Source organism: Hasllibacter sp. MH4015, from assembly GCF_020177575.1.
Taxonomy (GTDB): domain Bacteria; phylum Pseudomonadota; class Alphaproteobacteria; order Rhodobacterales; family Rhodobacteraceae; genus Gymnodinialimonas.
Genome location: NZ_JAHTBK010000001.1, coordinates 3321420 through 3343406, shown reverse-complemented (window position 1 = coordinate 3343406; position 21987 = coordinate 3321420). Strand labels below are relative to the sequence as shown.

Sequence of the window (21987 nt, the reverse complement as noted above, 5' to 3'; positions counted from 1 at the left end):
CTTATATACCGTCCGAACTCACGCGGGCACCTCTGGTGTCCGTTACAGTGTTTGGAATGGCGGCGCGGGGGCCGCGAAGGACCCGCACCTGCCGGTTCGCTTGTAAGAAAGGGACACGCACATGGCTAAAGTCATTGGTATCGACCTCGGCACCACGAACTCCTGTGTTGCCATCATGGACGGCTCGCAACCGCGGGTTATCGAAAATGCGGAAGGCGCACGTACCACGCCCTCCATCGTTGCGTTTACGGACGACGAACGCCTGGCCGGTCAGGCCGCGAAGCGTCAGGCCGTGACCAACCCGGAAAACACCATCTTCGGCGTCAAGCGCCTGATCGGTCGTCGGATCAACGACGAACATCTGGAGAAGGACAAGAAGAACCTGCCGTTCAAGATAGTGGACGGCGGCAACGGCGACGCATGGGTCGAGGCCAAGGGTGAGAAATACTCCCCCAGCCAGATCTCTGCTTTCATCCTGCAAAAGATGAAAGAGACGGCGGAAAGCTACCTCGGCGAAGATGTGACCCAGGCGGTCATCACCGTGCCGGCGTATTTCAATGACGCCCAGCGCCAGGCCACGAAAGACGCGGGCAAGATCGCGGGCCTCGAAGTGCTGCGCATCATCAATGAGCCGACGGCAGCCGCGCTTGCGTATGGCCTCGACAAGGATGAGACGAAGACGATCGCGGTCTATGACCTTGGCGGCGGTACGTTCGACGTGACGATCCTGGAAATCGACGACGGCTTGTTCGAAGTGAAATCCACCAACGGGGACACGTTCCTGGGTGGTGAAGACTTCGACATGCGCATCGTCAATTACCTCGCCGAGGAGTTTAAGAAAGAGAACTCCGTCGATCTGACGCAAGACAAGATGGCGCTCCAGCGCCTGAAGGAAGCGGCGGAGAAGGCGAAGATCGAATTGTCGAGCGCGTCGCAGACCGAAATCAACCAGCCCTTCATTTCAATGGGGGCCAACGGCCAGCCGCTGCACATGGTCATGAAGCTAACCCGTGCCAAGTTGGAATCGCTTGTCTCCGATCTGATCAAAGCGTCGCTCAAGCCCTGCGCCGCCGCGTTGAAAGACGCGGGCCTCAGCAAGGGTGACATCGACGAAGTCGTTTTGGTCGGCGGTATGACCCGCATGCCCAAGGTGATCGCCGAAGTGACCAACTTCTTCGGGAAAGAGCCGCACAAGGGTGTGAACCCCGATGAGGTCGTCGCAATGGGTGCCGCCATTCAGGCCGGTGTTCTGCAGGGCGACGTGAAGGATGTGGTCCTTCTCGACGTCACGCCCCTGTCGCTTGGCATCGAAACGCTTGGCGGTGTCTTCACCCGCCTGATCGACCGCAACACGACGATCCCGACGAAAAAGTCGCAGATCTTCTCGACCGCGGAAGACAACCAGAACGCCGTGACGATCCGCGTCTTCCAGGGCGAGCGTGAGATGGCCGCTGACAACAAGATGCTCGGCCAGTTCAACCTCGAAAACATACCGCCCGCCCCGCGCGGCGTGCCGCAGATCGAAGTGACGTTCGACATCGACGCCAACGGCATCGTGTCGGTCGGCGCCAAGGACAAAGGCACCGGCAAGGAGCAGCAGATCACGATCCAGGCCTCCGGCGGCCTCAGCGATGAGGACATCGAGAACATGGTTCGCGAGGCGGAAGAGAATGCCGAAGCCGACAAGGACCGCAAGGAACTCGTGGAAACCAAGAACCAGGCCGAAAGCCTGATCCACGGCACCGAAAAGTCGCTGGAAGAGCATGGGGACAAGGTCGACGCCTCCACCGTGGAAGCGATCGAACTGGCGCTCAATGCCCTGAAAGAGACGGTCGAAACCGACGATGCGGCCAAGATCAAGGGCGGCATCCAGAACGTGACCGAAGCGGCCATGCGCCTGGGTGAGGCCATCTACAAGGCCGAGCAGGAGAAGTCGGAAGCCGCCTCCGGTGACGAAGACGGTGGCGACGAAGACGAACAGCGCGGTGTCGATGAAGATATCGTGGATGCCGACTTCGAAGACCTCGACGACGACCGCAAGCGCGGTTAATCGCGTAAGACCCATGCGACCGGTCCGCCCTTAAAGCGGGCCGGTTCATGCGTTTCCGGAAAGGAAAACCATGGCAAAACGCGATTACTATGACGTGCTAGGTGTCGCCAAGGGCGCCGGTGCAGACGAGATCAAGAAGGCCTATCGCAAGAAGGCCAAGGAACTGCATCCCGACCGCAACGCCGACAACCCCGACGCTGAGGCCCAGTTCAAAGAAGCGAACGAAGCTTATGACGTCCTGAAGGACGCAGACAAGAAGGCGGCTTATGATCGGTTCGGACATGCGGCATTCGACGGCGGCATGGCGGGCGGTCCACGGGCCGGCGGCTATGGCGGCGCGCAAGGTCAGGGCGATTTCGCCTCCGCGTTCTCGGACGTGTTCGAGGATCTGTTCGGCGACTTCATGGGTGGCCAGCAACGCGGTGGACGCGGCGGTGGACGCAACCGCGCATCACGCGGCTCGGACCTGCGCTATAACCTGAAAATTTCGCTGGAGGAGGCGTATACCGGCCTCACCAAGCAGATCACAGTGCCGTCTTCCGTTGCCTGTACCTCTTGCGACGGCACCGGGTCGGAGGCGGGGGCAGAACCGCAGACCTGCCCGACCTGTTCCGGCATCGGCAAAGTGCGTGCGCAACAGGGCTTCTTCACGGTGGAGCGGACATGCCCGACCTGTTCCGGCATCGGTCAGATCGTCAAAAACCCGTGCCGCACCTGTGGTGGCGCCGGACGCCAAGAAAAAGAACGTGCGTTGAGCGTGAACATTCCGGCAGGTGTTGAAACGGGTACCCGCATCCGCCTGTCCGGTGAAGGTGAAGCGGGCCTGCGTGGCGGCCCGACCGGGGACCTCTACATCTTCGTGGAAGTGGCCGATCATGCACTGTTCCAGCGCGACGGTCTTGACCTGTTCTGCCGCGTACCGGTTTCCATGGTCTCAGCCGCCTTGGGTGGGGAGATCGAAGTGCCGACGATTGACGGTGGCCGCTCTCGCGTGCGGGTGCCCGAAGGCTCGCAATCCGGGCGGCAAATGCGCTTGCGGGGCAAAGGCATGCCTGCGTTGCGCGGCGCGGCCGAAGGCGACATGTATATCGAGCTGATGGTGGAAACGCCGGTGAACCTGACCGGCGATCAACGCGACCTGCTCAAGCAACTCGACGAGAGCCTGAAGAAGTCGAACAATCCGAACGCATCAGGCTTTTTCGACAAGGTCAAAAGCTTCTGGGATTCGATCAAGGAATGATCCCGTTGGCTGTATGAGAGGCGTCGTTCGACGCAAACGGAAACCCCCGCCAGTTCAGGACGGGGGTTTTTTCTTGCCCGCATGTCGGTCGATGCGGAGAGGTCACAGGATCGCAAAAGGGTATCCGCGCGGCAATCGCGCGATCAAACCTGCCCTATCTCGCAGGCCGCCATGACCGCGATGTTCAGAATATCGTTTGCCGTCGCGACGGTCGACGCGATCTGAACCGGTCGATCCAGCCCCGTCAGGATTGGTCCGATGACCGTCGCGCCGGCCATCTCCTGCATCAACTTCACACTGATCGAGGCCGAATGCCGTGCGGGCACAACAAGGACATTCGCGGGTCCGGACAGGCGGTTGAACGGGTACTGCTCCCGCGTTGCGGGGTTCAAGGCAACGTCCACCGTCATCTCTCCCTCGTATTCGAAGTCCGCCCCGGTCCGGTCCAGAACGGCCGCTGCCTTGTGCATCTTTTCCGCCCGTTCGCTGACGGGGTACCCGAAGGTGGAAAAGCTCACGAACGCGACCCGAGGCTCCAGGCCCAACCCTCGCGCCACCTGCGCCCCGCGCTCCGCGATGAGCGCCAGATCCTGATCCGACGGCCATTCATGCACCAGCGTGTCACCGATCAGGACGATGCGCCCCTTGTTGATCAACGCGGTCACGCCCACGGCCCCGTCCTCGGCGCGCGTGTCGAACACTTTCCCTATAAGATCAAGCACATGGGCCGACTTGCGCGTGGCCCCCGTCACCAAGGCATCGCCGTGGCCGTGGGCCAGCATGAGGGATGCAAAGACATGGCGGTCCCGCGCGGCAAGGCGATGGATGTCCTGTCGATCAAATCCCTTCCGTTGCAACCGATCGTAGAGGAAATCCTTGTAGGTCTCCAAATGCCGCGTGTTTGCAGCATTCACGATTTCCAACTCGCGCGCCGCGTCGCCAAGCCCCGCCTCGTCCAGCCGTTCCCGAACATCCGCATCCCGTCCCACGATCAGCGACCGACCCAAACCCTGCCGCTGGTACGCGACCGCCGCGCGCAACACGCGCACATCGTCCCCTTCGGCGAAGATCATCCGCGCCTGCGCATTTCGTGCACGGGCATAGACGCCCTGAAGGATGGAGGAGGTCGGGTCCATCCGCGCCTGAAGCTCCTTGGCATAATTATCGAGGTCAATAATCGGCCTGCGTGCGGCACCGGTGTCCATTCCAGCCTTCGCGACGGCGGGTGGGATCGTGTAAATCAGCCGGGGATCAAAGGGCGTGGGAATGATATAGTCCCGCCCGAAACTGAGCTTGCGGCCATAGGCCATCGCGACCTCGTCCGGCACATCCTCCCGCGCCAGTTCCGCCAGCGCGCGGGCGCAGGCAATCTTCATCTCGTCATTGATGGCCCGGGCATGAACATCCAGCGCGCCACGGAAAAGGTAAGGGAAGCCTAGGACGTTGTTCACCTGGTTCGGATAATCCGACCGTCCCGTTGCAACAATCGCATCGGCGCGGACGGCTTGCGCTTCCTCCGGCGTGATCTCCGGGTCCGGGTTGGCCATGGCGAAAATGACTGGGTTGTCGGCCATCGCCTTCACCATGTCCGGCGTCACGGCACCCTTGACGGAGACGCCGAGAAACACGTCCGCACCCTCCATCGCCTCTTCCAATGTCCGTAACTTGGTGGCGATGGCGTGACCGGACTTCCACTGGTTCATACCTTCGGTCCGGCCTTGGTAGATCACGCCTTTCGTATCGCAGACGATGCAGTTTTCGTGACGCGCGCCCATGGATTTGAGCAATTCGATACAGGCAATCCCCGCGGCACCGGCACCGTTCAAGACAATGCGGCAATCCTCGATCTTCTTGCCCGAAAGATGCAGCGCGTTGATCAAGCCCGCCGCGCAAATCACGGCTGTCCCGTGCTGGTCGTCATGGAAGACCGGGATATCCATCAGCTCCTTGAGCTGCTGCTCGATCATGAAACATTCGGGCGCCTTGATGTCTTCGAGGTTGATGCCACCAAAGGACGGGCCCATCAGTTTCACAGCGTTGACGAATTCATCGACATCTTCGGTATCCAGTTCGATGTCGATGGAGTTCACGTCAGCGAACCGTTTGAAGAGAACCGCCTTGCCTTCCATCACCGGCTTGGACGCCAGCGCGCCAAGGTTCCCGAGCCCCAACACAGCCGTTCCGTTCGAGATCACGGCAACCATGTTGCCCTTGGATGTATAATCGTAGGCCGTTTCGGGCTTTTCAGCGATCACCTCGCACGGCACCGCGACACCCGGCGAATAGGCAAGCGACAGGTCGCGTTGCGTGGCCATCGGTGTCGACGCATTAATATCAATCTTTCCGGGCGTCGGCTCCAGATGATAGGCCAGCGCTTCCTCGCGGGTGATCTTTTGCTTGTCCGCCATGTGTTCCTCCGGTCCCGGTTTTTGGTTGATAGCCGGGCGCGGGCTTCGGGGGCAACCGATTGCGCTTCAAACCGGGCGCGGCGTTGCGTAGATTCGGCGCGGGGGATGACCGATGAACGCGCATGTAACGCCGATGATGGCGCAATATCTGGAGATCAAGGCGCAGCATCCCGATGCGCTGCTGTTCTACCGGATGGGTGATTTCTACGAGATGTTCTTCGACGATGCGGTCGCGGCGGCCGAGGCGTTGGACATCGCGCTCACCAAGCGCGGCAAGCACGATGGCGACGACATCGCCATGTGCGGCGTGCCGGCCCATTCCGCGGAAAGCTACCTGCTGACCCTGATCCGCAAGGGATTTCGTGTCGCGATTTGCGAACAGATGGAGGATCCGGCCACCGCCAAGAAACGCGGTGGGTCAAAGGCCGTTGTGCGCAGGGATGTGGTCCGCCTGGTCACGCCCGGAACCCTGACTGAGGACACGCTGTTAGAGGCGCGCCGGCACAATTACCTTGCGGCATTTGCCGATGTGCGTGGCTTGGGTGCGCTAGCCTGGTGCGATATCTCGACCGGTGATTTTCGGGTCATGCCGTGTTCCGCCGTGCGCCTTGGCCCCGAACTTGCGCGGCTTGCTCCGAAAGAGGTTCTCGTTTCCGACGGAATGGATGCGGCGCGCCAAGATGCGTTGGAAGAGTTGGGCGCGGCAATCACGCCGCTGTCGCCCGGCTCGTTCGACAGCACATCGGCAGAAAAGCGATTGGCGGATTTGTTCGGCGTGGCGACCCTGGAGGGGTTTGGCACCTTTGACCGGCCCGAGATGTCGGCGATGGGCGCGTTAATCGACTATCTTGAACTGACCCAGAAGGGCGCGCTTCCGCTCCTGCGCGCACCACGTCGACAATCGGCAGAGCGATTGTTGCAACTGGACACGGCCACGCGGCGAAATCTTGAATTGACCCACGCCCTGTCAGGCGGTCGGGCGAATTCGCTTTTGTCAGTCTTGGATCGCACTCTGACTGCCGGGGGCGCGCGCTTGTTGGAACGGCGGTTGACCGGTCCTTCCACGGATCTGGCCGTGATCCGGGACCGACACGATTCCGTTGAATTTTTTGTCTCTGATGCCCTGGTTCGGGACGAAATTGAGACGTGGCTGCGCCGTATTCCCGATCTGGACCGGGCGCTGTCACGGCTCGCGCTGGATCGCGGGGGACCACGGGATCTGGCCGCCATCCGAGACGGGCTGACCGGCGCGATGGCCTTGTCGGAGCGACTGTGTAAGCTGGAATTACCGTCGACCCTCGCTAGTGCACGGGAGGCTTTGCTGGGTCATGGGGATCTTTGCGAACTACTGGACGCCGCGCTCGTCGCCGATCCCCCGGTACAATTGCGCGATGGCGGGTCGATCGCGGCTGGCTACAGCGCGGATTTGGATGAAGCGCGAACGCTGAGAGATGAAGGCCGCGGCGTCATCGCGACGATGCAGGCGGAATATGTCGAAATCACCGGCGTCAACGCGCTGAAGATCAAGCACAACAACGTCCTTGGTTATTTCATCGAAACGACCGCGGCCCATGCCGACAAGATGCTGAACCCACCCTTGTCGGCACAATTCATACACCGACAGACGACGGCGAACGCGGTGCGGTTCACGACCGTTGATCTGTCGGAGATCGAGACCAAGATCTTGAATGCCGGTAACCGTGCGCTTGAGATCGAACGCACGCTCTTCGAGTCTCTGCGCCAGGCGATCCTTGAACGTCAGGATCAAATCGGCGACGCGGCGCGCGGATTGGCGGAACTGGACCTTGCCGCCGGTCTTGCACGCCGCGCACGGGAAGGCGATTGGACCCGTCCCGAAATGTCCGAAGATCGGGCGTTCGATATCCAGGGCGGCCGTCATCCGGTGGTCGAAGCGGCCCTCGCCCGTGAAGGTGGTTCATTCGTGGCCAACCATTGTGACCTTACAGCGAAAGACGGTGCGGCGATCATGCTGCTGACCGGCCCAAACATGGCCGGTAAATCGACCTATCTAAGGCAAAACGCGCTGATCGCGATTCTGGCTCAGACAGGCAGTTTCGTGCCTGCAACTTCGGCGAAGATCGGGATTGTCAGCCAAGTCTTCAGCCGTGTGGGCGCATCCGACGATCTTGCGCGTGGCCGGTCTACGTTCATGGTTGAGATGGTCGAGACCGCAACGATCCTGAACCAGGCCGACGACCGCGCCTTGGTGATCCTGGATGAGATCGGTCGCGGGACCGCGACCTATGACGGGTTGTCGATTGCTTGGGCAACTCTGGAACATTTGCACGAAACCAACCGTTGCCGTGCCCTGTTTGCCACCCACTATCACGAAATGACGTCTCTCGCTGCGAAGCTGGACGGGCTGACCAACGCAACAGTAGCGGTGAAGGAGTGGGAAGGTGAGGTGATCTTCCTGCACGAGGTGCGCGAAGGGGCAGCGGATCGGTCCTATGGCGTGCAGGTTGCGAAGCTGGCCGGATTACCCGACGCGGTGATCGCGCGAGCCCAGATCGTGCTCGAAGCACTTGAGAAAGGGGAGCGGGAGGGGGGCGACCGGAAGGCCGTTATCGACGATCTGCCTTTGTTCAGCATCGCCGCCGCACCGGCGCCCACGCCATCGAGGACCTCGGAGGTTGAAGAAACGCTTCGCGCCGTACATCCCGATGAGATGACGGCACGAGATGCCTTGGACCTGCTCTACGAGTTGAAAGCCAAGCTCGAACCGTGAACTCCGTCAGCTGGCAGGGGTTGACGACACACCGACCTGCGCCGGGCGCAGAAGTCGGTCGTGGAGCATAAAGCCCTCCGCCATCACCTGGATGATGTCCCCGGCTTTCGTATCCGGAACGGGTGCTTCGAACATTGCCTGGTGGAGTTGCGGGTCGAACCTGTCTCCGATCTCGGGGGCGACGAGTGTGACCCCGTGCTTGGCAAACACGCTCAGCAATTCCTTCAACGTCAATTGAACACCTTCGACAAGGCCGCCGGCCGCATCGTCGGGCGCGTCCTCGGCTGCATCCAGGGCGCGACGAAGGTTGTCATAGACCGGCAGCAGGTCCCGCGACAGCTTGGAGCCGCCGTAGTGCTCTGCCTCGCGCCGGTCCCGGTCCGCCCGTTTGCGCATATTCTCCGCCTCGGCCAAGGCCCGCAGCATCCGGTCGCGGGATTCGTCCCGCTCTGCCTCAAGTGCTGCAATCACGGCTTCGGTCCCGGCATCCAGCTCCGGCGCTGTTCCGTCTTCGGCCAGCGTCACCTTCTGCTCCGAATGTTCGTCTTCGTAGAACTGCTCTTCGTTCGGTTCGCCCATGTTACCCTCTTACCCGCGGTCCGAAATCAGTTTGCCGACCAGCTGCGCGGTATAATCCACGATCGGGACAATACGTCCGTAGTTCAGGCGCGTGGGCCCGATCACCCCCACCGCACCGACAATCTTTCGATCAGCGTTCATATAGGGAGAGACCACCACAGAGGAACCCGAAAGTGAGAACAACTTGTTCTCCGAGCCGATGAAAATGCGCACACCGTCGCCGCCTTCGGTCAATTCGAGAAATTCGGTGATGTCCCGCTTACGTTCGAGATCGTCGAACAGTTGCCGGATACGTTCAAGATCCTCCGCCTCCTGCGTGTCGGAGAGGAGATTCGCGCGACCCCGCACGATCAACCGCGCAGCTTGATCATCATCGGTATCGCCCCAGACGGCGAGGCCGGATTCGATCAGGCCCGAGGCGAGCGTGTCGATTTCGCGCCGGCGCGTGTCGATATCCTTCTCCAGCTCCGCGCGAATGGCGCTCACCGTTTTGCCTTCGATCCGCGCGTTCAGGAAGTTGGCCGCTTCGCGCATGGCGGACGGCGTGACCCCCGCAGGTGGCGCAAAAAGGCGGTTTTCGACATGGCCATCCGCGAATACGAGCACGACAAGGGCCTGCGCGCCGGACAAGGGCACGAATTCGATGTGCTGGACCGGCGCCTCGTGTTTTGGTGCCAGAACAAGACTGGCACCATGCGTTGCTGCCGACAGCGCGGAGCCGACCCGATCCAGAAGGGCGGGCACATCAGGTGCGTTTGCGCCCATCGTATCTTCAAGGGCACGCTTGTCGTCGTTCGAGACATCGCCGACTTCAAGAAAGCCATCCACGAACATCCGCAGGCCAAGCTGGGTCGGTACCCGCCCGGCGGAGACATGGGGACTGTCGAGCAGGCCAAGATATTCGAGATCCTGCATGACGTTGCGCACGGTGGCCGCGGAAACCTTCTCCGCCATGGTGCGGGTCAAGGTACGCGACCCGACCGGCGCGCCGGTCTCCAGATAACCTTGCACAACCTGGCGAAACACCTCGCGCGAGCGATCATTCAATTCGTCCAGGATTTTGCCTTGTTCCGTCATGTCACTCGCTTGTGCCGAACCCATTCAAGGGTTGCGGGTGGGGCCGTCGCCGGATTATGCCCGCAACGTGCCAGCCATTCCAGCAGGAGATATTTATGCGCCCTTCCGGTCGAAACCTAGATGAAATGCGATCAATTTCTATCGAGACGGGAGTGACGCGCCATGCAGAGGGTTCTTGCCTGATCAAATGTGGGGACACGCAGGTTCTGTGTACGGCTACCTTGGAAGAACGGGTGCCGCCGTTCCTGAAAAACTCCGGCCTCGGCTGGGTAACGGCCGAATATGGCATGCTGCCCCGTGCGACCCATACGCGAATGCGTCGCGAGGCGGCGGCGGGCAAGCAATCGGGGCGGACCCAAGAAATTCAGCGCCTGATCGGGCGGTCCCTGCGCGCGGGCATCGACCGCTCCGCGCTGGGGGAACGGCAGATCACGGTGGATTGTGACGTGATACAGGCCGATGGCGGAACGCGCTGCGCGTCGATCACCGGGGGGTGGGTGGCGCTGCGGCTGGCCGTCAACAAGTTGTTAAAGGCCGGAGACATTTCAAGTGATCCTATCGTGGACCATATCGCGGCGGTTTCTTGCGGTATCTATGCGGGCCAACCCGTGCTCGATCTGGATTATCCCGAGGATTCGGAAGCCGGGACTGACGGCAACTTCATCATGACCGGTGCGGGAAAGGTCGTGGAGCTTCAAGCCAGCGCGGAAGGCGCGACGTTCTCTCGCGACGAATTCAACGCGCTTCATGATCTGGCCGAAAAGGGTGTGGGCGAGCTTGTTGCAGCGCAAAAGGCCGCGACAGCCTGATGCGACGCTTCACCGGAAGGGAGTTGCTGATCGCGACACACAATCAAGGCAAGCTCGATGAAATGCGACATCTGCTTGAACCCTTCGGGATCACCGTCACAGGTGCCAGGGACCATGATCTGCCGGAGCCGGAAGAGACCGGCACGACATTCGTCGAGAATGCCCGGATCAAGGCCCATTCTGCTGCGAAGGCGACCGACCTTCCCGCGTTAAGTGACGACAGTGGTATCGAAATCGACGCATTGGGCGGCGCACCGGGTGTCTATACCGCGGATTGGGCCGAGACCCCGAACGGGCGCGATTTCGAGATGGCGATGCGGCGAGCCCATGATGCGCTGGAAGCAAAGAGCGTTCCTGCCCCTCGCAGGGCCCGGTTCTGTTGCACCCTGGTGCTGGCTTGGCCAGATGGCCACGATGAGGTCTTTCCCGGTGTGATGGAAGGTCAGGTCGTCTGGCCGATGCGCGGGGACCAGGGACACGGATACGACCCCATTTTCCAACCCCACGGCTATGACCTTACGTTCGGCGAGATGGATCGGTGGGAGAAGAACAAGATCAGCCATCGGGCGAAGGCAGTGGCGCAGCTTGTCGAGGTCTTCGGGGATGGATGATTGGCAAGCGGGCGGCTTTGGCCTCTACCTCCACTGGCCGTTCTGCGAAGCGAAGTGTCCCTATTGCGACTTCAACAGCCATGTCGCGCTAGCGATCGATCAGGGCAGCTGGACGAGCGCCTATCTGGCAGAATTGGGTCGTGTTGCGGAAGAAACCGGAGACCGGGTCTTGAATTCCGTCTTTTTCGGGGGCGGTACGCCATCCCTCATGACGCCCGAAAGCGTGGCATCTTTTCTCACGGAAATCCGACGGCTGTGGCCGATTGCCAATGATCTGGAGGTCACGCTGGAAGCAAATCCGTCATCGGTGGAAGCCGGGCGGTTTACGGGATTCCGGGATGCGGGTGTGAACCGGGTCTCCGTAGGCGTTCAGGCGTTTGACGACGATGGCCTGCGCCGTTTGGGGCGGTTGCATTCGGTGGCAGAGGCGCGCCAGGCCCTGGAGATCGCGAATGCCTGCTTCGACCGTGTGAGTTTCGATCTGATTTATGCGCGGCAAGACCAAAGCCTGACCGACTGGGGGGCGGAGCTGGCGGACGCCCTCACGCTGTCTACTGGCCATCTCTCCCTCTATCAATTGACGATCGAGCCTGGGACAGCCTTCGGTGCGCGCCATGCGCGCGGCGGATTGGCGGGGTTGCCCGACGACGATCTGAGCGCGGACATGTACGCGCTGACCCAGGATCTTTGCGGAGCTGCGGGGCTTCCCGCCTACGAGATTTCGAACCACGCCGCCGAATTTGCTCAGTCGCGTCACAATTTGATCTACTGGCGCGGCGGTGATTATGCCGGGATCGGGCCGGGCGCCCATGGACGGTTGACGCTGCAGGGGCAGCGTTACGCGACACGCATGTTCGAGATGCCGGACGCTTGGATGAACGCTGTGTCGACCGAGGGGTCGGGCGAAAGGCCGAGAGAGGTTCTATCTGACAAAGAGCACGCAGAAGAATACTTGATGATGTCCCTGCGGCTCAGCGAGGGGAGCGATATGGCTCGTTATGCATCCCTGCGGGGACGGGCGCTGGACCAGGCTCGTATTGGCGGGTTGGTCGAGCTTGGATTGGTCGAGCAGCGGACAAACCGGCTGGTCGCAACCGAACAGGGTCGTCTCGTGCTGAACGGGATATTGAGAGAGTTGTTAGCGTGACTCACGCTGTGTTCAGCAGGCGCATTAAATCGTCCAGCTGGCTTAAGTCTTTGTATCTAATCGACAATTTCCCACCTCCCGCATCTGTGTCGTGATCAATAACCACCAGCATGCCAAGCGCCGCCGAGAGGTCGCTTTCTAACATCTTGGTATCGGCGTCCTTACTCGCCGCTCTGCGATTGCCTTTTCGCGACGTCGAGGGTCCGGACTTCGCCGCCTGCTCCACGTCGCGAACCGAGAGGCTTTTCGATACAGCAAGACGCGCCAGTGCGATTGGATCGTCGGCTGTCACCAGAGCGCGGGCGTGCCCTGCCGACAATTCACCGTCTCTCACGTAGGCCTGAACCTCATCGGGCAATTGCAATAGGCGCATCGTGTTCGCAAGATGGCTTCGGCTTTTCCCCATCGCGGTCGCGAGCTGTTCCTGGGTGTGGCCGAAGCGGTCGATAAGCTGGCGATATCCCAACGCCTCTTCGATCGGGTTGAGGTCGGCGCGTTGGATATTCTCGATAATCGCGACTTCGAGCATCTCTGTATCGTCGAGGTCGCGGACCAAAACGGGGATGTCATGCAATTGCGCGATTTGAGCCGCGCGCCAGCGACGCTCGCCCGCCACTATCTGGAAACGCGTGGAATCATCGGGGTCCGGGCGAACGATAAGCGGTTGGATGATGCCCTTGTGGCGAAGCGAGGCGGCAAGGTCATCCAGCGCGGCCTGATCGAACGCGCGCCGCGGCTGATCGGGGTTGGGTGCAATACTGTCAATCGGCACCGTGCGTTCAGCGGATCGCGCGCTTGATCCTGCATCCAATGAGGTGTCAGTTTCAGATCGTTCCGGCTCGATATCGGCCATGAGCGCGGAAAGCCCCCGGCCGAGACCACGTTTTTCAGGGGTTCTGGCCATCACACACCCTCCAATGTTGCTTGCTGGCGGGCGAGAAGCTCCCTCGCGAGGCTCACGTAGGCCTGGCTCCCCTTGGAGGCTGGATCGTAGGCGATCACAGGCATCGCGAACGACGGCGCCTCGCTCAACCGGACGTTTCGAGGCACCATCGTCTTGAAAACAAGGTCGCCCAACGTGCTGCGGGTATCGTCCTCAACTTGCCGGCTGAGATTGTTGCGCGTGTCGTGCATCGTCAGGACTACGCCTTCAATCCGAAGTTTCGGGTTCGCCGTTTCCCGCACCTCGCGAATTGTGAGCATCAATTGCGAAAGGCCTTCCAGGGCAAAGAACTCCGCCTGAAGAGGAACCAGAGCTGCATGGGCCGCGACAAGCGCATTAACCGTCAAAAGGCTAAGCGAGGGGGGACAATCGATCAGGACGAAATCGAAGGATTGTGCCGCGTCATTCAACGCCTCCTTCAATCGAAAAACACGATTATCCCTCTGCCCAAGCTCCACATCGGTCGAGCTCAGATCGGTCGTGGCTGGCGCAATCCAGAGGTATTCCACATCGGTTGTCTGGCAGACGTCGTCCAGTGCCGCGTCATCCATCAGAAGATCGTAGGTCGTCCGCTCGCGGCGAGATTGATCAATACCCAAGCCTGTCGAAGCGTTACCCTGTGGGTCCAGATCCACGATCAGCACCTTGTGTTTCAGGGCGGCCAAGGCTGCGCCAAGATTGATCGCTGTGGTTGTTTTCCCCACGCCGCCCTTTTGATTGGTGATCGCAATGATACGCATATTCGTGCTTTTCAATCTGGTCGGCGGATTCGCAGGATGACCGCGGACGGGTCCGTGATGCTTGGAAGGACGTCTGTCGTGGTGTGCCACTCCGGCGGTATCTTTTCAAGTTCATCCGCGTAGCTTTCACCCTTGGGGAATAGCAATGCTCCGTCAGGGGCCAGGTGCGGCAGGGCCAGTTCCATAAGTCTGGGCAGCCCCGCCAGCGCCCGGGCGGAGATAACATCCGCGTGCTGCGGCGGGATGTCCTCGATGCGGCGACTGAGGACATTGACTTTGATGCCCATCGCGCGGGCAGCTTCGCGTAAAAACCCGCATTTGCGAATATCGCTTTCAACAAGCGTGATGCGCAAGTCAGGTGCCTGCTCGTGAGCGATTGCCGCCACCACCAGCCCCGGGAATCCTCCCCCCGATCCAAGATCAAGCCAGTGCCCTTGAGGGTTTGGTGCGTGGTCCCAGAGCTGAATTCCATCGACAAAATGCCGGTTCCACGCGGCATCAAGCGTTGATGAGGCGACGAGATTGATCGTTGTCTGCCATTTGAGGAGGAGTTCGTGGTAGCTCGTCAGCCGGTCGAGCGTTTCACGTGAAACACGATCCGAGATATCTCTGCTGGCTCCAGGGTCCATCACGCCGTCAACCGCTCGACATTGCGAAGCTTGGCCAAGATCAAAGCGAGCCCAGCCGGCGTCATCCCGTCAATCCGGGCGGCTTGCGCGATGCTAGTCGGGCGAACGCGGGCGAGTTTCGTGCGCAACTCATTGGACAGGCCGCCGACCCCTTCATAATCGAAGTCAGGGGGAATTGATTTCGCCTCGTCACGTTTGAGGGCCTCCGCGTCCCTTGCCTGACGTGCAACATAGGTCGCATAGGTTGCCTCAATGGAGATCTGTTGCCGCGTTTCTGCATCGACATTGTCGAGCAGACCGCAAGCTGGCAGCAAATTTTCAAACTCCACGTCTGGAAATGATAGCAGCTCAAACAGGGTCCGGCGTTTTCCATCGGGGCTCACCGCCAGGTTCGCCACGCGGGCTTGGTTCGGCGACAAAGTGGTCTCGTTCAGCAGATCGCGCGCCGCGGACAATCGCGCCATCTTCTCATCGAAACCAGACCTGCGCGTTTCGTCGACGATGCCGAGCGATACCGCCAGCGGTGTCAGGCGCTGGTCCGCATTGTCAGCGCGCAGGGAAAGGCGGTACTCCGCGCGGGAGGTGAACATCCGGTACGGCTCCGACACACCACGCGTCACCAGATCGTCGACAAGCACTCCAATATAGCTGTCGCGCCGGGAGAACGTTACCGGATCACGCCCCAATGCTGCATGCGCAGCGTTCAGACCAGCCACAAGGCCCTGTGCCGCCGCCTCCTCGTAACCGGTGGTTCCGTTAATCTGGCCCGCCAGATACATGCCAGGCGCGGCGCGCAATCCGAGCGTTTCATCAAGCGATGTCGGATCGAAGTAGTCGTATTCGATAGCATAACCCGGCTGCAGAATTTCTGCGCGTTCCAGCCCAACGATGCTCCGCACATAATCGGTTTGGATATCTTCCGGCAAAGATGTGGAAATGCCATTCGGATAGATCACGTCGGAAGAAAGGCTTTCGGGCTCCAAGAAGATCTGGTGGGACGGTTTGTCGGAAAAGCGCACCACCTTATCTTCAATGGAAGGACAATACCTGGGCCCCACACCGTCAATGTGCCCACCATACATCGCAGAGCGGCTCAGATTCTCGCGAATGATGTCGTGAGTACGCTCGTTGGTATGCGTGATGCCGCAAGTGACCTGTTTCGCATGAACATGTCGGGTCAAAAAAGAGAAGAAGACTGGATCTTCGTCTGCGGGCTGATGGTCCAACACGTCCCAATGAATAGACTGGCTGGCCAGACGCGGCGGGGTGCCAGTCTTGAGGCGGCCCAATGGCAGTCCAAGATCCATCATCCGATCCGCCAACCTATGGGTCGCGGCCGCATCGAAGCGTCCACCGGGGATTTGCTGATCGCCAATATGAATTACACCGCGCAGGAACGTCCCGGTGGTGAGAACAACTGACCTCGCCTCGATCGTGCTCCCATCGGATAAAACCACGCCGCTGATTTCACCAATACGATCAAGCAGATCGGCGACTTCCCCTTCCACCAAGGTAAGCTTCGGAATGGATGAAACGTGGCTTTGGATGGCCCGCGCATAAAGGGCGCGATCCGATTGCGTCCGGGGGCCCTGTACGGCAGCGCCTTTTCGGCGATTCAAAAGCCGGAACTGGATACCAGACGCATCCGCGGCCAGCCCCATCACGCCGCCAAGGGCGTCAATCTCCCGCACCAGGTGCCCCTTGCCCAGGCCCCCAATTGCCGGATTGCACGACATCACGCCAAGGTCGGATGCACGCAGTGTGACCAACGCTGTCCGGGCCCCCGCGCGGCACGCCGCATCCGCCGCCTCGACCCCAGCATGGCCCGCGCCCACAACGATAACGTCGAAATCTGGATGTTTCACGTGAAACGCTCCTACTTACCGATACAGAACCGGCTGAAAATCTCGCCCAGAATATCATCTACATCCACACGCCCGATCACGGAGTCAAGCGCGGTCACCCCTGCGCGGAGGCATTCCGCGGCAAGCTCAACCGGCTCTTCGCAAGCAAGCACGCGTTCGGCTTCGGCCAACTCGCGCATTGCACGCTGCATGCCTGATCGCTGCCGTTCCGATACCGTGACACCGATTGTGCGCACCCGGTGCGACAGCCGCTCGGATATCTCACTCAGGAGACGCTCGACGCCTTCTCCTGTTGTACCAGAAACACCTTCACCCCCATGCAGATCGGCCTTCGCACCGACCCTTATATCAATCAGGCCGTCCAGCTCGGGCACATCAATCCAATCGCCTGACACAAGCGCGACCCTTAGATCCGCGGCTTTCGCTCGCGATATGGCCCGGTCCACGCCAATCGCCTCGACAGCATCTTCCGTGTCCCGCAATCCGGCCGTATCAAGAAACGTCACCGGCAAGCCCTTCAAGTCGAGCCGAGCTTCGATGACATCTCGCGTCGTCCCAGCAATTTCGGACGTAATCGCAATTTCTCGCCCCGCCAAGGCGTTCAGCAGCGTCGACTTCCCGGCATTGGGGGCTCCGATGATTGCAACCTCGAACCCATCCCGAACACGTTCCGCGACGATTGATCCCTCAATTTCCTTGGACAAATCAGCGCTGACAGATGAAAGGATCTGCCGTACCTCAGGAAAAACATCAATCGGCACATCCTCGTCGACGAAATCTATCGTGGCCTCAATGAGACCCGCAGCGCGCAAAAGTTGGTTGCGCCAATGCTCGGTCTGCTCCCCAACTGCGCCCGAGAAAACAGCGAATGCTTGCTTCCTTTGGGCTTCCGTTTCGGCTTCAATCAGATCCCCAAGACCTTCGACTTGCGCCAAATCCAGCGTGTCGTTCATCAACGCCCGCCGGGTGAACTCGCCCGCCTCGGCAGGCCGCGCCAAGCCTGTTCCGTTGATCAATCGCTCGACCGCACGTACCACTGCAATACTGCCGTGAAGGTGCAGCTCCAGAACGTCTTCGCCCGTGAAAGACTTGGGCCCCTCAAAATACAGGATCAAGGCCTGATCGATGACGGTGCCGTCGACGTCACGCACGAACCGGAGCGACGCTTGCCCAGGCTCCGGCCGTTGACCGACCAGCAGATCACAGATCGGGCCGGAATCCGGGCCAGATACCCGGATGATCGCAACGCCCGCTTTCCCCCGGGCTGTAGCCTGGGCGAAAATGGTTTGCATCATCCCGCCTCGGTCAGGTGTTCATGGAATCGAAGAATTCAGAGTTCGTCTTGGTCTGTTTCAACTTCGAAATCAGAAATTCAATCGCGTCGGTCGTCCCCATCGGGTTCAGGATACGGCGAAGAACGAACGTCTTCTGCAAATCGCCCTTATCGACCAGCAGATCCTCCTTCCGCGTCCCGGATTTGAGGATGTCCATCGCAGGGTAAACGCGCTTGTCGGCGATCTTGCGGTCGAGCACGATTTCACTGTTACCTGTGCCTTTGAATTCTTCGAAGATCACTTCGTCCATTCGGCTACCGGTATCAATCAGGGCCGTCGCAATGATTGTCAGGGACCCGCCTTCTTCGATATTTCGGGCCGCACCGAAGAAGCGTTTCGGCCGTTGCAGGGCGTTGGCGTCGACACCACCGGTCAGGACTTTGCCCGAGGATGGAACGACAGTATTGAACGCGCGGCCCAGACGCGTGATCGAATCCAGCAAGATCACAACATCGCGCTTGTGCTCAACTAGGCGCTTTGCCTTTTCAATAACCATCTCGGACACCGCGACGTGGCGCGTTGCAGGTTCATCGAAGGTGGAGGAGATCACCTCACCCTTCACCGAGCGCTGCATGTCGGTCACTTCTTCCGGCCTCTCATCGATCAGAAGAACGATCAGGTAACACTCGGGATGATTGCTCTCAATGGAATTGGCGATGTTCTGGAGCAGCACCGTTTTGCCCGTACGCGGTGGGGCCACGATCAGGCTCCGCTGACCCTTACCTATGGGTGAGACGAGGTCGATGATCCTGGCAGAGCGATCTTTGATCGTCGGGTCTTCGATCTCCATTTTCAGCCGCTCATCGGGGTAAAGCGGCGTGAGGTTGTCGAACGCCACCTTATGCCGCGCCTTTTGCGGATCCTCGAAATTGATCTGCGCAACTTTCACCAGGCAGAAATACCGCTCGTTCTCCCGCGGAGCATTGATGACACCCTCAACGGTGTCGCCCGTGCGGAGGGAATGCTGGCGGATCATGTCAGGCGACACGTAGATGTCGTCAGGACCAGGAAGATAATTCGCCTCCGGACTGCGCAGAAACCCGAATCCGTCCTGAAGAACCTCCAACACGCCGTCGCCCGAAATCTCCCAGCCTTCCTCCGCGCGTTCGCGCAGGATCTCGAACATCATATCGCCTTTGCGCATCGTCGATGCGTTTTCGATCTCGAGCTCTTCCGCGACGGCAAGCAGGTCCTTGGGGGATTTCGCCTTCAGGTCAGAGAGGCGGAGCGTTTCAATTGTCATGGGAATATTCCAACGGGACGAAAAGGCAGGCCTCGACAGGCCACCCAAGTCTTCTAGGTCTATGAAAATGCGGTCCCCGAACGGGGTGCATGGACGGAGGTAAGCACTTCCCCGTCCCCTGTCAACTCGGTGCTCACTGTGGTGCTCCCCTAAAATATAAAGAAAGAAGATTCTTGTTGTTGTTGTAAGTAGCGCTTTGGATTTCTCGGATATCCCCGCCGCTCTCAACTTCCCAACAGGCTTGGCCACATCGGAATAAGATTGTGCAGTTCCGGGGAAAACGACCAACGAAATACAAAATACATTTTATAATCATATACTTAACAGGGTATCGTTTGGTGCACATCTCTGTAGATAAAACAGCGAAAAATGGATCTTGGACAGCACCCGATACCTTATCCAGCCCGAAAAGCATCACCGGGGAAAACGCCTTGGCCAATTGGGTAGGTTTCCTGCATCTTCCCGATGGGCCCTAGAAGGCCCAACTTGCCCAATTCTCCTCCCCGGCTTCTCGCCGGACTTTCCCACAGAACCGTCCAGAACTTTATGTCCATGTCCCCCCTGATCCTCGCTTCAGCTTCCAGCGCGCGGCGCGAAATGTTGGCCCGAGCAGGCGTTCCGTTCGAATCACATCCCGTCCGCGTTGATGAAGATGCGATCCGCGACAGCCTCGTTGCGGAGGGGGCGAATCCTCGGTCGATTGCGGATACGCTCGCCGAATTTAAGGCCCGCCGCGCCGCGGATCGAAACCCGGACCGGCTGATCCTTGCCTCCGATCAAATCCTCGCGCTCAAGCAAGATATCTTCTCCAAACCGGCCACCCGCTCGGACGCGGCGGGCCACCTCACACAGCTCTCGGGCAAGACCCATCACCTCTATTCTGCTGCCGTGATATTCGAGGACGCGAAGCCCGTTTGGCGACACGTCGGTGTCGCCCGCATGACAATGCACGCGCTCACGACGCCGGAGATTGAGGCTTACCTGGACGCGACCTGGCCAAGCGTATCCGACTGTGTCGGTGCCTACCGGGCGGAAGGTGAGGGTGTTCGATTGTTTTCCCGCATAGACGGCGACTGGTACTCCGTGCTTGGATTGCCCCTGTTGGAGGTCTTGTCCTATCTCCGACTGCGGGGGGATTTGACGCCATGACCAAACCGACCGTACCGCTAGCCGGCGTGATCGGCGATCCGGTTGGCCATTCCCTGTCGCCACGGCTGCACGGATATTGGCTGCGCCGATATGGTCTGCCCGGTCATTACGTCCCGCTCCACATCAACCACGCGGATTTGCCGGAGGCTTTGGGCGTGATGCCGCGCATGGGGTTTGTGGGCGTGAACGTTACACTGCCACACAAGGAACTTGCCCTGTCGCTTGCCGATATCGTGACCGATCGCGCCGCCTTGATCGGGGCGGCGAATACGCTGACCTTCACCGCGAACGGCCAAATCCAGGCAGACAATACCGATGGCCTGGGATTTCTTTCGAACATCCGCCAATCCCTGCCCGGCTGGACAGCGGCCGCCGGTCCGGCCCTCGTCTTGGGTTCCGGCGGCGCAGCGAAGGCGATCGTACAGGCGCTGATCTCTGACGGGGCCCGCACCGTCTATGTTGCGAACCGCACGCGCTCCCGCGCCGATGGCTTGCGTGAACAATTCGGTGCGCGCGTGTCACCGCAAGATTGGACCCAAATCCCACAACTCGTGGGGGAAAGCGCCCTCATCGTGAATACCACCTCCCTAGGGATGGAGGGTCAGGCGCCCCTCAACATAGACCTGTCGCGGTTACGCCCTCCCACGATCGTCACAGATATCGTCTATTCCCCGCTGGAAACCGAACTCCTGAAGGATGCTGCATTACGCGGGTGCGAAACGGTCGACGGTCTGGGCATGCTGTTGCATCAGGCGGTGCCGGGGTTCGAACGCTGGTTCAGCTACACCCCGTTCGTCGACGAAGATCTTCGCGCGGCGGTGCTGGAATGAACCCCTTTGTCCTAGGTCTCACCGGTTCCATCGGAATGGGTAAAAGCACCACGGCTGAAATGTTCCGCGACCTCGGTGTCCCGGTCTGGGACGCGGACGCCGCGGTTCACCGGCTGTACGGGCCAGGCGGCCAGGCGGTCCCGAGAATCGCCGAGATCTTGCCGAACGCTGTGTCCGGCGGTGCGGTCGACCGATCTGAGCTGAAGGCGAAAATCGCGGATGATCCGTCCCTGCTCCGCCGGTTGGAGGCAATCGTTCACCCGCTTGTCGCAGCGGACCGGGCCGAATTCCTCAAGATGCATGCCCAACGTCCTCTTCTCGTCCTCGATATCCCGCTGCTCTTTGAGACCGGTGGCGATGCCCATTGCGACGCAAGCCTCGTCGTGACAACGGACTCCAAGGAGCAACGACGTCGCGTCCTCGCGCGGGGAACCGACCCCGTCACACTGGATGACCTTCTGTCTCGCCAAATGCCCGACGCTGAAAAACAAGCTCGCGCCACCTACGTCATTCGCACAGATACGCTGGACGAAACCCGCGAAGCCGTGGCACATTTGGTGTCTGATCTGACCAAAGGCCCCTGA

General features: G+C 60.2%; 18 protein-coding genes. 9 read left to right on the top strand and 9 right to left on the bottom strand.

Annotated features, from left to right (window positions below):
- The first annotated feature begins 121 nt into the window (after positions 1 to 121).
- Together dnaK and dnaJ are read left to right on the top strand one after the other, a co-directional pair.
- Positions 122 to 2050, top strand: coding sequence for a molecular chaperone DnaK (gene dnaK, locus KUW62_RS17095; RefSeq protein WP_224816666.1), 1929 nt, complete (start codon positions 122 to 124; stop codon positions 2048 to 2050).
- A 70-nt stretch (positions 2051 to 2120) separates the two neighbouring features.
- The gene (dnaJ, locus tag KUW62_RS17090; protein WP_224816665.1) at positions 2121 to 3290 is read left to right on the top strand and encodes a molecular chaperone DnaJ; all 1170 of its coding nucleotides are present in this window, start codon (positions 2121 to 2123) and stop codon (positions 3288 to 3290) included.
- Between the two features lie 143 nt (positions 3291 to 3433).
- Here the strand turns inward: dnaJ and KUW62_RS17085 are convergent, their stop codons facing one another.
- Complete coding sequence (locus tag KUW62_RS17085; protein ID WP_224816664.1) at positions 3434 to 5698, bottom strand: NADP-dependent malic enzyme; 2265 nt, start codon at positions 5696 to 5698, stop codon at positions 3434 to 3436.
- Between the two features lie 112 nt (positions 5699 to 5810).
- Between KUW62_RS17085 and mutS the strand changes: the two genes are divergently transcribed.
- Complete coding sequence (mutS, locus tag KUW62_RS17080) at positions 5811 to 8447, top strand: DNA mismatch repair protein MutS (RefSeq protein WP_224816663.1); 2637 nt, start codon at positions 5811 to 5813, stop codon at positions 8445 to 8447.
- A gap of 6 nt (positions 8448 to 8453) precedes the next feature.
- Here the strand turns inward: mutS and KUW62_RS17075 are convergent, their stop codons facing one another.
- Positions 8454 to 9026 (bottom strand): nucleotide exchange factor GrpE, encoded by a 573-nt coding sequence (locus KUW62_RS17075; protein ID WP_224816662.1) that lies wholly within the window; start codon positions 9024 to 9026, stop codon positions 8454 to 8456.
- A gap of 9 nt (positions 9027 to 9035) precedes the next feature.
- A complete protein-coding gene (gene hrcA / locus KUW62_RS17070; RefSeq protein ID WP_224816661.1) occupies positions 9036 to 10103 on the bottom strand; it encodes a heat-inducible transcriptional repressor HrcA in 1068 nt (355 codons plus the stop codon).
- Positions 10104 to 10198: 95 nt separating this feature from the next.
- Between hrcA and rph the strand changes: the two genes are divergently transcribed.
- Genes rph through hemW form a run of 3 tightly spaced genes read left to right on the top strand, consistent with a single transcriptional unit; the run spans position 10199 to position 12670 of the window.
- Entirely contained in the window at positions 10199 to 10912 is a 714-nt protein-coding gene (rph, locus tag KUW62_RS17065) for a ribonuclease PH (protein ID WP_224816660.1), read from the top strand.
- Positions 10909 to 11523 (top strand): RdgB/HAM1 family non-canonical purine NTP pyrophosphatase, encoded by a 615-nt coding sequence (gene rdgB / locus KUW62_RS17060; RefSeq protein WP_224817144.1) that lies wholly within the window; start codon positions 10909 to 10911, stop codon positions 11521 to 11523. The genes rph and rdgB overlap by 4 nt, the downstream gene beginning before the upstream one ends.
- Positions 11516 to 12670: a radical SAM family heme chaperone HemW gene (gene hemW, locus KUW62_RS17055; protein ID WP_224816659.1), complete on the top strand. Its 1155-nt coding sequence runs from the start codon at positions 11516 to 11518 to the stop codon at positions 12668 to 12670. The genes rdgB and hemW overlap by 8 nt, the downstream gene beginning before the upstream one ends.
- Before the next feature lies 1 nt (position 12671).
- Here the strand turns inward: hemW and KUW62_RS17050 are convergent, their stop codons facing one another.
- From KUW62_RS17050 to rho, 6 genes are read right to left on the bottom strand one after another with little or no spacing between them, the layout of a single operon-like run.
- Complete coding sequence (locus KUW62_RS17050) at positions 12672 to 13574, bottom strand: ParB/RepB/Spo0J family partition protein (RefSeq protein WP_224816658.1); 903 nt, start codon at positions 13572 to 13574, stop codon at positions 12672 to 12674.
- On the bottom strand, positions 13574 to 14353 hold the full coding sequence (locus KUW62_RS17045) for a ParA family protein (protein ID WP_224816657.1): 780 nt from the start codon (positions 14351 to 14353) through the stop codon (positions 13574 to 13576). The genes KUW62_RS17050 and KUW62_RS17045 overlap by 1 nt, the downstream gene beginning before the upstream one ends.
- An 11-nt stretch (positions 14354 to 14364) precedes the next feature.
- Positions 14365 to 14982: a 16S rRNA (guanine(527)-N(7))-methyltransferase RsmG gene (rsmG, locus tag KUW62_RS17040; RefSeq protein WP_224816656.1), complete on the bottom strand. Its 618-nt coding sequence runs from the start codon at positions 14980 to 14982 to the stop codon at positions 14365 to 14367.
- Positions 14982 to 16847: a tRNA uridine-5-carboxymethylaminomethyl(34) synthesis enzyme MnmG gene (mnmG, locus tag KUW62_RS17035; protein WP_224816655.1), complete on the bottom strand. Its 1866-nt coding sequence runs from the start codon at positions 16845 to 16847 to the stop codon at positions 14982 to 14984. Before mnmG ends, rsmG begins: the two co-directional genes overlap by 1 nt.
- Positions 16848 to 16858: 11 nt before the next feature.
- Positions 16859 to 18139 carry a tRNA uridine-5-carboxymethylaminomethyl(34) synthesis GTPase MnmE gene (gene mnmE / locus KUW62_RS17030; protein WP_224816654.1) on the bottom strand — a complete coding sequence of 427 codons (1281 nt, stop codon included), beginning with the start codon at positions 18137 to 18139 and terminating at the stop codon, positions 16859 to 16861.
- 13 nt (positions 18140 to 18152) lie between these two features.
- A complete protein-coding gene (rho, locus tag KUW62_RS17025; protein ID WP_224817143.1) occupies positions 18153 to 19424 on the bottom strand; it encodes a transcription termination factor Rho in 1272 nt (423 codons plus the stop codon).
- Between the two features lie 546 nt (positions 19425 to 19970).
- Here rho and KUW62_RS17020 point away from each other — a divergent pair.
- From KUW62_RS17020 to coaE, 3 genes are read left to right on the top strand one after another with little or no spacing between them, the layout of a single operon-like run.
- Complete coding sequence (locus tag KUW62_RS17020) at positions 19971 to 20573, top strand: nucleoside triphosphate pyrophosphatase (RefSeq protein WP_370632905.1); 603 nt, start codon at positions 19971 to 19973, stop codon at positions 20571 to 20573.
- On the top strand, positions 20570 to 21403 hold the full coding sequence (locus KUW62_RS17015; RefSeq protein ID WP_224816653.1) for a shikimate dehydrogenase: 834 nt from the start codon (positions 20570 to 20572) through the stop codon (positions 21401 to 21403). The genes KUW62_RS17020 and KUW62_RS17015 overlap by 4 nt, the downstream gene beginning before the upstream one ends.
- Complete coding sequence (gene coaE / locus KUW62_RS17010; protein WP_224816652.1) at positions 21400 to 21987, top strand: dephospho-CoA kinase; 588 nt, start codon at positions 21400 to 21402, stop codon at positions 21985 to 21987. The genes KUW62_RS17015 and coaE overlap by 4 nt, the downstream gene beginning before the upstream one ends.